Origin of the sequence: Streptomyces sp. NPDC093591 (assembly GCF_044764885.1) — a bacterium.
In the GTDB taxonomy this organism is placed as follows: Bacteria; Actinomycetota; Actinomycetes; order Streptomycetales; family Streptomycetaceae; genus Streptomyces.
Genome location: NZ_JBIWIY010000002.1, coordinates 328,449 through 341,347 on the forward strand (window position 1 = coordinate 328,449; position 12,899 = coordinate 341,347).

A 12,899-nucleotide genomic window follows, 5' to 3' on the forward strand; every position below is an offset into this window, starting at 1 on the left:
CTGCGGGGACACGCGAAAATCGGTTCTGTGGAACTGACTCTGCTCGGCACCGGTGCCCCCGCGGGACTCCCCCGCCCCGACTGTCCGTGTGCGGCCTGTGCGGGCGCGCTCGGCGATGACGCGCGGGCGGCCACCGCGTTGCTCGTGGACGGGGGGCTGTTGCTCGATCTGACGCCCGGGGCGGCCTTCGCGGCGGCTCGGGCGGGGCGTTCCCTGGCGGGCGTCCGGCAGGTGCTGCTGTCGCATCCGCACGACGGGCCCGCCGTCGAGGTGCCGGCGGGGGTGCCGCAGCCCGGGCGGGTGCCGGACGGGCGGGAGTTGGCGCTGCTGACGGGGCATCGGGTGCGGGCGGTGGCGATGGACTCGCCGGGCACCGGGTACGCGGTGACCGGGCCGGACGGGCAGCGGCTGCTGTACCTGCCGCCGGGGGGTGCGCCGGCCGGCCTCGAGGAGGGGTCCGTCGGGATGTACGACATGGTGGTCGCCGATGTCGTGGGGCGGCCGGACGCCCTGGCCAAGCTGCGGGCGGTGGGCGCGATCGGGCCGACGACGGATGTGGTCGCCGTCCATCTGGACCATGACGTGCCGCCGGGCGCCGAGTTGCGGCGGCGGCTGGCCGCGGCGGGTGCGCGGGCGGTGCCGGACGGGGCGACGCTGGTGGTGGGGGCGTACGAGGACGTACCGGATGTGCCGCGGCGGACGCTGGTGCTGGGCGGGGCCCGGTCCGGGAAGTCGGTGGAGGCGGAGCGGCGGCTGGAGGCCTTCCCGGACGTGCTGTACGTGGCGACCGGGGGCACGCGGGGCGGCGACCACGAGTGGGCGGCGCGGGTCGCCGCGCACCGGGAGCGGCGGCCGGGGTCGTGGCGTACGGCCGAGACGTGCGACCTGGTGCCGCTACTGGCCGAGGCCGGGGCGCCGTTGCTCGTCGACTGTCTGTCCCTGTGGCTGACGGACGCCATGGACTCCGTCGGGGCGTGGGACGACGCGGTGTGGGCGGACGGCGGGGAGCGCGCGCTGCGGGAGCGGGTACGGGAGTTGACACAGGCGGTGCGCTCAACTCGGCGGACCGTGGTCGCCGTATCGAACGAGGTGGGGTCGGGCATCGTGCCCGCCACGGCGTCGGGGCGGCGCTACCGGGACGAGCTGGGCCGGCTGAACGCCGCGTTCGCCGGGGAGTGCGAGCAGGTGGTGCTGGTGGTGGCGGGGCAGGCGCTGGTGCTGCGGGGCTAGGCCCTGCGGCCGCGGGGGCCGGTCGGGCGGGGTTTCGATGACCGGGCCTCAGGTCCGTGCGGTGGGCTCCTTGCGGGCGATGACGCGGTACGTGTTCGAGAAGCGGGTGTGGCGTAGTACGGGGGCCAGGAGGTGGTCGAGCGCCCAGGCCACGGCCACCAGGGGCGCGCACATCCGGGACAGCGGCGAGGGCAGGAAGAACGCCAGCGTCCGCGAGGTCGTGGCCGCGAGGTCGTACGGGATGTGCGGGGTCCGGCGGTCCGTGGAGAGGACCGTGCAGCCCAGGGCCTCCAGTTCCTGGCGGAGCGTTTCCAGGGGCAGCAGGTGCAGGTGGCCGGGGCGGCTGTGCGGGGTCCACCCTCTGCCGAGCAGCACGGCGAACACACAGCGCGGGTCGGGGAGTTCGAGGATGAGGTGGCCGCCGGGCCGCAGGACCGTGAGGGCGGCGCGGAGCTCCTCGCGGGGGTCCGGGGTGTGCTCCAGGTGGCGGAACATGCTGACGATGTCGTAGCGGGCGCGCAGCCGGGCCCTGATGCGGGCGTCCGTCAGATTGCCGACGTGGGCCTCCTCCACGCGCTCGGCCACGCGCGCGTGCAGGACGCGGTAGGTCGGGTCCAGGCCGTCGAACGCCGTGTACGGGAAGAGCTCCTTCGCCACCTCCGGGAAGCGGGCGTACCCCGTGCCCACGTCCAGCCAGCTCTCCGGCTCGGGGAAGGCGAGCGCCGCGCGGGCCGCTGCCCTCAGCCGGCGGGACGGCAGCCGCGTGAGCCCCAGGTGCCGGGGGACGTAGGGCTGCTCCCGGCATGCGGCGAGGGTGAACGCGCATTCGGCGCGCGCTCTTTCGGGAGGTGCGGTCGCGGTCATGGGGCGGCTCCCGGGCGCGAGGGCGTAGGGCGGGGGCGTACGGGGGGCATACGGCAGGACGGTGCGAGCATGCCCCGACAATCCACTGCAAAACGGAACGTATGGGATGGCGATCTTGGGTGCAACGACGTCACGCGGATGCGGCGGTGACGTGGCGGAGGCCCTGGTGACCATGTGGCGCCGTTCTGTTCGACCGGTGCCGGTACTGTTCGGCGAATGAGCTCGCTTAATCTCGACGACTTCAGTGATCTGATCGAGCGCCCCGACGGTGGGGTGCGCCGTGACGCCGAGGCGCGCCGTGAGCGTCAGATCGTGCCGCCCGGGGCACTGGGCCGCCTCGACGACCTGGGTGAGTGGCTGGCGGCGGCACAGTCCGCCGTACCGGTGCGGCCGATCGAGCAGCCGCGGGTCGTGCTGTTCGCCGCTGACCACGGCGTCGCCGAGCTGGGCGTCTCGGCCCGACCTGCGGGCGGCGCCGTGGAGTTGGTGCGGGAGATCCTCGAGGGCGGCCGGCCGGTGTCCGTGCTCGCGCGGCGGCTCGGGGTTCCGGTACGGGTCGTCGACATGGCGCTGGACTGCGACCCGGAGTCGCTGCCGGAGGCCGTCGTACGGCATCGGGTGCGGCGCGGCAGTGGTCGTATCGACGTCGAGGACGCGTTGACCCTGGAGGAGGCGGAGGCCGCCTTCCGGGCCGGGGTGGCGGTGGCCGACGAGGAGGCCGACTCCGGTACGGATCTGGTGGTGCTCGGCGATGTGAGCGTCGGCGGCACCACGGCGGCCGGGGTGCTGGTGGCGGCGCTGTGCGGGACCGATGCCTCCGTGGTCACCGGGCGCGGCGGCCTGGCCATCGACGACCTGGTGTGGATGCGCAAGTGCGCGGCGATCCGGGACGCCCTGCGCCGGGCGCGTCCCGTGCTCGGGGATCAGCTGCAGCTGCTCGCGACGGTGGGCGGGGCCGATCTCGCCGCGATCACCGGATTCCTGCTGCAGAGTGCGGTGCGGAAGATGCCGGTCGTGCTGGACGGGGTCGTGGTCGCCGCCTGTGCGCTGGTGGGGCAGCGGATCGCGTTCCGGGCGCCGGACTGGTGGCTGGCCGCGCACAACAGCGGGGAGCCGGGACAGGCCAAGGCGCTGGACCGGATGGCCCTGGAGCCGCTGCTCGACCCGGGCGTGAAGGTCGGGGAGGGGGCCGGAGGACTGCTCGCGCTCCCCATGGTGCAGGCCGCCGCCGCGCTGGCCGCGGAGCTGCCCGAGAAGCCGAAGGACCCAGAGCCGGTGGAGGATTCGGGGACGCCGGAGGGTTCGGGGACGCGGGAAGCCGAGGAGCCGGTGGCCGAGTGACGGTGGTGCGCGCGCGGTTCGGCACCGCCGGGCTGCGCGGTCGCGACGGAACGTAAAAGGGCGGTTCGTCGCGGTTGTGGCCCTATGATCCCCACCCATGAGGAACACCCTCGGCCGCTGGGCCCGTGCCGAGTGGGGGGCGTTGTACCTCGCCGTGCGCGGGCCGTGGGCGGAGCGGCGGTGGCGGGCCGTGCCGATGACCGTCGGGGCCGTGTGCCTGACGGGGCTCGTGCAGGTCGTGCAGAACCAGCCCTGGGGATACCGGGTCGTACAGGACCTCGGGGCGGTGCGGGCCGAGGATCCGCTGTGGCAGGCGCTCCTGCGGACGCCACTGTCGTTGTTCGTACCCGCCCTCGACCTGCCGGTGTGGGGTGCGCTCGCGCAGATCCTGCTCGTGTTCGGGATCGCCGAGCTCTGTCTGGGCCGGTGGCGGACGCTCGTCATCGCGTACGTCGCGACCGTCGCCGGAACCCTGTACGCGCGCGTGGGCATCGCGCTCGGCCCGGGCCACCCGATCGGGCTGCCCGCCTCGGACGCCCGGGTGGTGGACACGGGTCCGTCGGCTGCGGTGGTGGGCCTCGCCGTGTTCCTCGGATGGCGCTACGGCGCGTATGTCACGGGCGCCGCGGTGATCGTGGCGATGGTGGTCGAGGTCGCGCTGGAGGAGAACCTCGCCGGCAAGGAGCACTTGGCGGCGATCGCGGCGGTGCTGGTGCTGTGCGCGTGGTCGGCGACGCGTCAGCGGCGTTCCAGGGCCCGGTCCGCGTCGGGCGCGCCGCCGATCCAGTCCTGAACCTTGCGGCTGGGGCCGGCCCAGCGCCGGTCGTGGTGGAAGGCGCGCAGTTGCGCCTTGGCGCGGGCGCGCGGGCGGCGGCGGTAGAACCGTTTCGCCCATGGGGAGGTGGGGCGGGCCAGACGGATGGCTCCGAACAAGGCGATGAAGGGGACGATCATCCCGAAGATCGCGATGCGGGCCTTGCCCTTGGCGAGGGCGATCAGGGCGAAGAGAAAGTTCACCAGGACCGTACTGATCACCGACCCGCGGTCCTGCAGCTCGTCGTCACTGAGGTCGTTGACCCCGAAGGGTGCGAAGCCGAGGAGGAACAGGCCGGCCAGGGCGGCGGTGAGGACGACCACCTCCACGCTCTTGCGGCCCGCCTCGGTCCAGTAGACGTCGTCCAGGTGCACGATCAGCGCGAACTCGTCCATGACCAGACCGGCGCCCATGCCGAAGACCACGGCGGCCACGGCCGCACCGAAGCCGCGCTGTCCGCCGGCGACCGCGCAGAAGCCGCCGAGGACCGTGAGGACGACTCCGGGGACGACGTGGTGGATGTGGACGGCGCCGGTCTCGATGTTGCGGAAGGGCCCTTTGCCCGCGCGGATGAGGCGGGTGATGAGGCGGGTGACGAGGAAGGTGACCACGAAGGCGGTCAGCGCCAGGAGCAGGGGGAGCTTGCCCGGTTCGATGATGTTGCGCTGCCACCAGTCACCCATGGTCTCAGTGTGTCGGGGGCAGGGGTGGGCCGCCTGGCGGGTACGGCGTCCGGGCTAGTCTGCGGGCGTGTCCATGACCCCGCCGCCCCCGCACGGACTCCGTGTCCACGGTCTCCGTTTCGCCTTCGGCACCCTGAGCGTGCTCCCCGTCAAGGTGAGCCGCTGGGACCGGGAAGCGGCGCGCGGCGGGATGCTGTGTGCCCCGCTCGTCGGCGTGGCCCTCGGCTGCGGTGCCGCGTGCGTCGCGCTGGTGCTGCTGTTCCTCGGTGCCGGTCCCCTCCTCGCCGCCGTCGTCGCCGCCGCCGTCCCGGCCGTACTCACCCGGGGGCTGCACCTCGACGGGCTCGCCGACACCGCCGACGGGCTCGGCAGCGGCAAGCCCGCCGAGGACGCGCTGCGGATCATGAAGCAGTCGGACATCGGGCCGTTCGGCGTCCTCACGCTCGTGTTCGCGCTGTTCGCGCAGGTGGCCGCCCTCTCCCAGCTGTACGGCGCCTCATGGGCCCGGGGCGCCCTCGCCACCGTCGTCTCGGCCGTCGCCGCCCGCCTCGCGCTCACCCTGGCCGCCCGCGCCGGGGTGCCCGCCGCGCGCCCGGAGGGGCTGGGGGCCGCGGTGGCCGGCGTCGTCCCCGTACGGAGCGCGGTGGCCGTCGCCCTGGCCGTCACCGGCGTCGCCGCCGCGGCGGGAGCGCTGTTGGGGGCGTACGACATCGCGCGCACCGCCCTCGCGGTCCTCGCCGCGCTCGCCGCCGCCGAGCTGCTCCTGCGGCACTGCACGCGCCGCTTCGGCGGCGTCACCGGGGACGTGTTCGGAGGGCTCGCGGAGACGGCGGCGACGACCGCGCTCGTCGTGCTGACCCTGGGCACCTGAGCCTCAGCACGCCCGTCGCCACACCCCCAGCTCGTACTTCTTCAGCATCGAACTCAGCTTCAGGCGACGCGACTCGGCGCAGAAGCTGCGCGTGGGGACCTCGTACTCGACGTGGAACACCGCCTTGCCGGCCTTCACGAAGGGGCTCAGGGCCGCGCACTCCCCGTACTGCGCGCACTGCTCGTTGACCGCGAAATCGAAGTCGTCCACCAGCTCCGGGATCTGGTCCAGGTCGTTCTTCAGGCCGACCGCCATGCCCCGCTCGTGGGCCAGCGTGGCGATCAGACGGTTGTAGCGGAGCTGGTCGCGGGCCTTCAGCGGGAAGCCCGTGCGGTTCTTGTAGCCGTCCATGTTGTCGGGCTCCACCGCGTCGAAGCCCTTGTCACGGCACATGTCGATACGGGCCGCCATCAGGGGTTCCAGGACGTCCAGGCGGCGGATGTCGAGCCAGCGCTCGCCCTCCCAGCCGTTGCCCTTGCCGATCACCGACCTGGGGAACTTCCCGGCGTCGGGGCGCCAGTCCTCCCAGGCGCCGGTGGAGAGGTAGCAGATGACCTTGCGGCCCTCGCGGTGCAGCGCGGCGACGGTCTTCTCGGACTGGTCGAAGCCGTCGATGTCGTAGACCGGCACGTCGACGCCGGTGTCGATACGGCCGCGCAGCTGCCACTGCCAGGCCGTGCCCGGCCGCGGCTGCCAGCGCGAGCCGCTCGGACCGCCCTCGGCGTCCTCGGCGCCGTCAGGGGCCGACGTACAGCCCGCGAGGAGGAGAAGAGGCAGAACGACCAGCGGAATGAGGCGTCTCACCGAGCGGGCTCCAGAGTGTGCGGCAACGTACCCCAAGGATGATCGCCCATCCCCGGTACCGCGCAGTGCACGGTGGCCCCGCGGGCGCGGGCCGGCTCCGCCAGGTCGACCCCGGCCGGGACGCCGTACACCAGATGGCACAGGCGCACTCCGCCGTCGCCCCGCCACTGCTGGGGACCGAGCCGGGTGTACGACTCCCAGGTGCCCTCGAAGGTGACCAGGAGGTCGGCGATCCTGGCGTACGACGGGTGCGGTGCCGTGCCGTGGTTCAGGGCGAGCGTGCCGCAGCCGGCGCCCCAGGCCGCCGTCGCGAGCCGCTGGTAGTACGCGAACTCCTCGCGGCCCGCGGCGACTTGGTCGAGGAAGACGCCGTCCGCGGCGTACCAGTCGCGGTGCCGGGCGATGTCGCGTACGACGTCGGCGGTCGGCCTGCGGCCGTAGTCGGTGTCGGCGTAGCCGAGCACCCGCACGTCCGCGCCGCGCAACCTGGCCGCGACCTCGGCGAACGCCGGGTCGGGCGTCTCGCCGGGGCCGCTGGCCGGGTTGAGGACGACCCCGTACAGGCGGGGCGCGGCCTTGATGATCGCGTCCCATTCGGCGGGGCGGACGGACGGGTGCTCGTAATAGGGGATCAGCAGGTCTCTCATCGGTGGGCGGTCGCCCTCCCCAACAGGGCGCAGACGAGGGCCGCTTGGGCCACCGCCGCCGCCCCGTGCACGATCAGGCCGACCCAGTGCGGGTTGCCCGAGTGCGTCACCACGGCCACCGTCTGGGCGAGCGCGGCCCCGCAGCAGATCGTCGCGGCACTGAGCACCGCGCCGAAGGATTGCAGGAGCAGGCCCGTCCACAGGACCACGCCCAGCAGGAGCAGTCCGGCGAGGCGGACGCCGGTGATGCCGGGGGCGTGCGGCCACAGGGCCGAGGTGGTGAGGCTGAGGGCGAGCAGGGCGATCAGGTAGCCGGAGAGGCACTTCAGGACGGTGATCACCGTGGTACGCCGGAACGCCCTCGGTGTGCTGCTGGAGCGCAGGCCCGCGAGGCCGCTGCTGCGGAAGCGGTAAAGGAGCCATTCGGCGGGGCCCATGCTGAGGGTCAGGGCGACCGCGGCGGGCGCAGCGATCGCGCTGTGCTGCTCGCCGACGAGGACGTCTCCCAGGGCTGCGTAGAGGACCAGGACCCCTGTGGCCAGGCCGAAGACGGCGTACGGGAGGGATGCGGAGAGACGGGGGCCCGTTGCCGTCGGTCGTCTGCGGGTGCGTTGTGGCTGGTCGCGCCCCGCGGCGGAGTCGCATGTCGATACAGCCCCGCGCCCCTTCAGGGGCGCTACCTCGCGTAGGCCGAGGAGCACCACCACCGTCAGCGAACCCAACAGCAGAACCGGCCTCGCTGCGTCCGGCATGGGTTCCATCATGGCGAAGACCGCGCCCACCGCCATCGGCAACAGGGCGGCCAGCAGGGCCCGTTCGCGGCCCATGACCAGCAGCACCGTGGCCGCGCCCAGGTACACGGACTGGCCCGCTGCGAAGGCGACCGCCACCAGCTGATCCGTACCGGCCACGGCGAACGCGACCAGGGAGCCCAGCAAGGCGCCCGCCGGTGCTCCCCGCAGCAGTGAGCGGCGGCTCGCGGGGCGGTCGCCCAGCCCCAGCCAGGAGTACGCCCGGTGGGCGAGCCCTTGGTTCCAGGTCCAGCCGGCCAAGGCCCCGGCCAGCAGCGGGACCGTGCCGGCGGGGAGGCCGAAGTCGTCCCGCGAGCCGGCGAGGAGGGGTGCGCCGAGGACGTAGCCGAGGCCCGGGAGGGCGAAGACGACACCCCTCAGCAGACAGCCGAGCAGGCCCACCTGCCAGGGGTCGTGGACCGGCCCTTCCGGCTCCGGATAACGGCGCTCGACCCGTTCGTACAGCTCCTCCGCCAGCGCGAAGGAGTTCTTCACGCCGTAGCGCTCGCGTATCTGGTCGTCCGACAGGCCGTCGGACTCCAGCAGCGCGGCGATCTCGTCGGGGTGGACGGCGGCGGCGATGAAGTCGTCGAGGCGTTCGGCGAGTTCGTCGATGGGGTCGGGCTGCGCCCAGCTGGGTGCGGTGCGCTGGCGCGGGATCGCGGGCAGGGTGTCGGGGCGGGAGCCGGGCGGCATCCAGAGGCTTCCGCTCACCAGCCGGTTCCGTCCGTCGCGACCTTCTCGTACCAGGGGTCGCGCAGTTCGAGGGTCCAGTCGGTGACCGTCTCCAGCGTGGGCTCGTACACCTCGGGGCTGCCCGCGAGCTCTTGGTAAATCGTCCGGAAATTGTCCACGGAGCGGCGGAGCGTGAAGCGGTCGATCACGCGCTGGCGGGACAACTCGCCCAGTTCGCGGCGCCGTTCGTCGTCCCTGAGCAACGCCAGCGCGGCGGCCGCCATCTTCTCCGGCTCGCGCGGCGGGACCACCAGACCGGTGTCGCCGACGGCCTCGCGCACTCCCCCGACGTCCGTCGAGACCGTCGTACGGCCGCAGGACATGGCCTCGATGATGGAGAACGGGAAGCCCTCGGAGATGGACGACAGCATGACGACGTGGCCGGCGGCGTAGGCGCGCCAGACCTCGCTGATGCGGCCCTCGAAGGTGAGGCCGTCCGTGACGCCGAGTTCGGCGGCGAGTTTCTCCAGCTTGGTGCGGTAGGCCTCGCCGCCGGGCGGGACCGGCCCGAACAGGCGCAGGCGGGTCTCGGGGAGTTCGGCGCGGACATCGGCGTACGCCCGCAGCAGGGTCTCCAGGTCCTTGATGGGGTCGACGCGGCCGCACCAGGTGAGGGTGGGGACCTCGGGCTCGGGACCGGCGTGCGGGAAGGCGTGCGGGTCGACGCCGTTGTAGACCGTGCGGATCTTGTCGGCGTCGGCGCCGCCGCGCTCCTCCCAGCGGCGGTTGTACTGGTTGCAGGGGGTGATCAGGTCGGCCGCCCGGTACCCGAGTGAGTTCAGCTCACGGTAGAAGCCGAGCATGAACGCCTTCACCGGCCAGCGCTGGGCGTCGCTGCGGTAACCGAGATAGCGCTCGCGCAGATAGATGCCGTGCTCGGTGAGGAGGAAGGGCACGCCGTCCAACTGGTGTGCGGCGAGCGCGGGGAGGGTGGCGAGGCCGCTGCTCACCGCATGGGCGACGGAGTCCTCGGGGATGCGGACGCCGAGGGGGCGCAGGGCGTGTTCCAGCAGGTCGGTGGCGGTCAGGGCGTCGTGGACGGTGGGGCGGGCGGCCGCGGTCGGCAGATGCGGCATCGTCCATATCCACATCAGCGACCGCAGCGCCGACTCGGTGCGCAACGCCGCCGACAGGCGCCCGTCGCGGGCGAGTTCGGCCAGCGCGTACAGGGCCTCGCCGAAGTCGGTGTGGGACTCGGGACCCGCGGGATCGAGGAAGGAGAGCAGGAAACGCTCGTAGGCGTCGGTGAAACGGCGCCGGGCCCTGCCGTACGGCGCCCTTCTGCGTCCCGGACGCGGGCCCCAGGTCGGTACGGAGGTGTGCCGGTAGACGTTGGGCGGCAGCTCCCAGGTGACGGGTTCGCGGCCGGTCCCGGTGAGCGACACGATGTGGAAGTCGACCTCCGGCATGCCCTTGACGAGCTGGTCGCACCAGGTGCTGACCCCGCCGTGGACATGCGGATAGGTGCCTTCGGTGAGCATGGTGACATGACGGCCCGTGGGCATCATGCGGGTTCCCCCCTGTGGAACAAAAGGTGGTGCTACGGCCGGAGGCACACCCCGGTGGGTCGGTCGGTCGTGAGGTGACCGGGGTGCGCCGTGGCGCTGTGCTTACGACACTGACGACGGCAGCTTCAGCTTGAGAGCGGTCTGGAGCGGCGCGGGCGTGGTCCAGCCCGAGCGCTCTCCCGCGTACGGCGTCCCGAACGCCGTGGTGCCGAGGAGGAGTTGCTTGGTGGTCCCTTCCGGCGCGGTCACCGGGATCTGGGTCCCGGACGGGGCCTTGACGGTGACGGCGTCGCCGATGCGGTACGCCGTGACGGAGCCGTTGGCGAGAGCTGTCTGCCAGGCGGCGCGGCGCTGCAGCTCGGTGCCGAGGGCGCGCTGCGCGAGGTTCTGCACCGGGGTGTTGTCGGCGAAGAGAGCCTGGTAGTCGGCGAGCACCTGGTCCAGGACCGGGTACAGCGTCCGGTCCTCGGCCAGGTTGGACTGGTGGGCGTAGTGCGGGCGCGGGTCGTTGCCGATCACGTGTCCGAGGGCGGTGCGGGCCTCCAGCGGGACGATGTACTCGTCGTATCCGGTGGCCGGGTCCAGCGGGTCGGCCAGGCAGGTGGAGGCGGGGTTGGTCTCGCAGACGCCGCTGCCGCCGTCGGCCTGGGAGGTGTAGATCCAGTTGTACTCGTCGACCATCTCCTCCTCGGTACCCACGTTGTAGTACACGTTCATCGGGTGCCGGGGCACGGTCAGCGCGGCGCCGACCGCACGCTGGTCGGGCTCACGGGAGTTGTCGGAGGCGGTCCACTTGACGCCGTTGTCGGCGAGGGCGCCGGCCAGGTTGGGGTTGTCGTCGGGCTGCTGGGGCAGGGTCTTCAGGCCCGAGTGCTCGCCGGTCACCAGCTCCGTGCGGTCGAGCGGGAGCCCCTTGGCGACGCCCCAGTCGTGGTTGTCGCGGATCTGGGCCGAGATGTCCGCGCGACTCATGTACCGCGTCGAGCCGTCGGCGTTCTCGGCGCAGCTCCAGGGCACGGTCGAGGTGTCCTGGACGCAGCCGAGGAACGGGTGCGTGTAGGTGTGGTTGATCCAGCGGTACTGCGCCTTGTCGGCCAGCAGTTGGCCGGTGAGCGCGTCCGTGCCGCCGTTCTCGCTCTTCCACTGCTCACCGGCGCCGGCGTTGTAGACCATGTCCAGCGTGAAGCCGTGCTCCCGCTGCCACTTGGCGGCGTGGACCGCGTCCTCGGCCGTCATACGGATCGGCGTGGTCCCCTCGCCGTCACCGCCTACGCAGTCGAAGTCACCGGGGGTGCAGTTGTGCTCGGTGTCCCAGCGGCTGTCCGGCGCGAAGACGTCGTCGACGTGCACGGCAAAGTAGTTGCGCGCCTGCCCCAGGTGCACGCCCTGGGTCAGCCATTCGACGATGCCGCGGGCAAGGACCCGGAACTGCTGCTGGTACTGGTTGTACGCGAAGGTCACGACCAGTTCGCGGCGCCCGTCGTGGCTGTACTCGCCGATCAGGCTGCCGCGCCCGGAGCCGGCGGGCACGGGAATGTCGACATAGCTGGTGAAGCCCGTACGGGGCCTGGCGGCGAAGCCGTAACTCTCCTGGACGGAGGCGTCGTTGTCCTCGAACGTGAAGGCGCCGTCGAGATAGCCGAAGTACCCCGCCCTGCCCTCGGTGGTGACGGCTGCCGCCCGCCCGTCGAGGGTGCCGGCCCAGCCGCCCTCGCTGGTGTAGTCGAGGCCTACGCCCGGGTGGGCCCAGGTGTAGGCGTCGACCTGCGGGATGCCGTAGGTCCGCTCGTAGCTCTCCAGCGCGGTCTGCTCGGCGGAGCCCGCACCGAAGGGCGCCTCGTTGGGCAGGACGACGCCCTGGTACTTGGCCCGGGGGGTGCCGTTCACCGTGTCGCTGAGGAACGCGGCCGTGATGGTCGGGCGGTTCGCGTCGGTCAGGTCGACGGTGGTGTACGGGATGCCGGTGCTCTTCAGCTGGGCGGTGATGGCCCGGACCGGGCTGTCGCCGTTGTCCACGACCAGCACCCTGAGATCGATGCGCGGCGCCCCGGCCGCCGCGGCGCCCGGGGCCGCCAGGCCCAGGGACAGCAGACCCGCGGCCGCCAGGGCGGCGACGACGTTTCTGCGGTTTCTCCATCGGTGCGCACTGCGCGCCATTGACGTGCCCCTTCCCCCAGAAGATCCCCTTATGGCCGCTTGCGACGAATCGGCGGGGGATTCGTGGAAATCATGCAAAGCGGCAAGCCGATCGCTCACCGGAACCAGACGAGTGTGACTCAGCTCACCGAGGGCGTGGATCAAGAAATGACCACGACGCCACCGACAGGTGAACGCCCGCAGGAATGAGCGAACGCTCACACGAGCGTAGGCTCATCCCGAGTGTTCGCCGTACCGGGGAAGGCCCCGCTGCTACCGCACCCGTAGGTCGGAACTAGGGTCGGTCGGCAATCTCCCGCCGTCCGCCCGGAGGGCGGGCCCGGCGGCGTCTGGTGCGTGCAGCTGCAAGGCGGAGGAGGGAGTCGACGCGGAGCGTCGGCGACCGACGACAACGCGGCAGATGCGCGTGCCAGACGCCGCCGGGCAGGCGGGAGATTGCCGACCGACCCTGCGG

Annotated in this window: 11 protein-coding genes; 4 read left to right on the plus strand and 7 right to left on the minus strand. The window is 72.6% G+C overall.

The window, feature by feature from the left end; all coding sequences use genetic code 11:
* The first annotated feature begins 27 nt into the window (after positions 1-27).
* Positions 28-1,230, plus strand: a complete 1,203-nt coding sequence (locus ACIREI_RS04895; protein WP_403327405.1) for a bifunctional adenosylcobinamide kinase/adenosylcobinamide-phosphate guanylyltransferase — start codon at positions 28-30, stop codon at positions 1,228-1,230.
* A gap of 48 nt (positions 1,231-1,278) precedes the next feature.
* On the opposite strand, the gene ACIREI_RS04900 is transcribed toward ACIREI_RS04895, so the two are convergent.
* The gene (locus ACIREI_RS04900) at positions 1,279-2,094 is read right to left on the minus strand and encodes a class I SAM-dependent methyltransferase (RefSeq protein ID WP_403327407.1); all 816 of its coding nucleotides are present in this window, start codon (positions 2,092-2,094) and stop codon (positions 1,279-1,281) included.
* Between the two features lie 216 nt (positions 2,095-2,310).
* Here ACIREI_RS04900 and cobT point away from each other — a divergent pair, with 216 nt between their 5' ends.
* Both cobT and ACIREI_RS04910 read left to right on the plus strand, forming a co-directional pair.
* Complete coding sequence (cobT, locus tag ACIREI_RS04905; protein ID WP_403327409.1) at positions 2,311-3,435, plus strand: nicotinate-nucleotide--dimethylbenzimidazole phosphoribosyltransferase; 1,125 nt, start codon at positions 2,311-2,313, stop codon at positions 3,433-3,435.
* Positions 3,436-3,532: 97 nt separating this feature from the next.
* On the plus strand, positions 3,533-4,228 hold the full coding sequence (locus tag ACIREI_RS04910) for a hypothetical protein (protein WP_403327411.1): 696 nt from the start codon (positions 3,533-3,535) through the stop codon (positions 4,226-4,228).
* Here the strand turns inward: ACIREI_RS04910 and ACIREI_RS04915 are convergent.
* The gene (locus ACIREI_RS04915; RefSeq protein ID WP_403327413.1) at positions 4,174-4,932 is read right to left on the minus strand and encodes a hypothetical protein; all 759 of its coding nucleotides are present in this window, start codon (positions 4,930-4,932) and stop codon (positions 4,174-4,176) included. The two genes, ACIREI_RS04910 and ACIREI_RS04915, sit on opposite strands and share 55 nt — an antisense overlap.
* Positions 4,933-5,005: 73 nt before the next feature.
* Between ACIREI_RS04915 and ACIREI_RS04920 the strand changes: the two genes are divergently transcribed.
* Positions 5,006-5,803, plus strand: a complete 798-nt coding sequence (locus ACIREI_RS04920) for an adenosylcobinamide-GDP ribazoletransferase (RefSeq protein WP_403328043.1) — start codon at positions 5,006-5,008, stop codon at positions 5,801-5,803.
* Between the two features lie 3 nt (positions 5,804-5,806).
* On the opposite strand, the gene ACIREI_RS04925 is transcribed toward ACIREI_RS04920, so the two are convergent.
* The 5 genes from ACIREI_RS04925 to ACIREI_RS04945 form a co-directional block, all read right to left on the minus strand.
* Positions 5,807-6,607 (minus strand): endo alpha-1,4 polygalactosaminidase, encoded by an 801-nt coding sequence (locus ACIREI_RS04925; RefSeq protein ID WP_403327415.1) that lies wholly within the window; start codon positions 6,605-6,607, stop codon positions 5,807-5,809.
* Positions 6,604-7,254 (minus strand): spherulation-specific family 4 protein, encoded by a 651-nt coding sequence (locus tag ACIREI_RS04930; RefSeq protein ID WP_403327417.1) that lies wholly within the window; start codon positions 7,252-7,254, stop codon positions 6,604-6,606. The genes ACIREI_RS04925 and ACIREI_RS04930 overlap by 4 nt, the downstream gene beginning before the upstream one ends.
* Positions 7,251-8,759, minus strand: a complete 1,509-nt coding sequence (locus tag ACIREI_RS04935) for a hypothetical protein (RefSeq protein WP_403327419.1) — start codon at positions 8,757-8,759, stop codon at positions 7,251-7,253. The genes ACIREI_RS04930 and ACIREI_RS04935 overlap by 4 nt, the downstream gene beginning before the upstream one ends.
* A complete protein-coding gene (pelF, locus tag ACIREI_RS04940; RefSeq protein WP_403327421.1) occupies positions 8,756-10,288 on the minus strand; it encodes a GT4 family glycosyltransferase PelF in 1,533 nt (510 codons plus the stop codon). Before pelF ends, ACIREI_RS04935 begins: the two co-directional genes overlap by 4 nt.
* A gap of 102 nt (positions 10,289-10,390) precedes the next feature.
* Positions 10,391-12,445, minus strand: a complete 2,055-nt coding sequence (locus tag ACIREI_RS04945; RefSeq protein ID WP_403327423.1) for a hypothetical protein — start codon at positions 12,443-12,445, stop codon at positions 10,391-10,393.
* Positions 12,446-12,899 lie beyond the last annotated feature (454 nt).

Coding starts and splice junctions, on each gene's coding strand:
- ACIREI_RS04900 (WP_403327407.1), bottom strand. CDS start 2,094: ATGACCGCGACCGCACCTCCCGAAAGAGCGCGCGCCGAATGCGCGTTC.
- ACIREI_RS04910 (WP_403327411.1), top strand. CDS start 3,533: ATGAGGAACACCCTCGGCCGCTGGGCCCGTGCCGAGTGGGGGGCGTTG.
- ACIREI_RS04930 (WP_403327417.1), bottom strand. CDS start 7,254: ATGAGAGACCTGCTGATCCCCTATTACGAGCACCCGTCCGTCCGCCCC.
- ACIREI_RS04920 (WP_403328043.1), top strand. CDS start 5,006: ATGACCCCGCCGCCCCCGCACGGACTCCGTGTCCACGGTCTCCGTTTC.
- cobT (WP_403327409.1), top strand. CDS start 2,311: ATGAGCTCGCTTAATCTCGACGACTTCAGTGATCTGATCGAGCGCCCC.
- ACIREI_RS04915 (WP_403327413.1), bottom strand. CDS start 4,932: ATGGGTGACTGGTGGCAGCGCAACATCATCGAACCGGGCAAGCTCCCC.
- ACIREI_RS04945 (WP_403327423.1), bottom strand. CDS start 12,445: ATGGCGCGCAGTGCGCACCGATGGAGAAACCGCAGAAACGTCGTCGCC.
- pelF (WP_403327421.1), bottom strand. CDS start 10,288: ATGATGCCCACGGGCCGTCATGTCACCATGCTCACCGAAGGCACCTAT.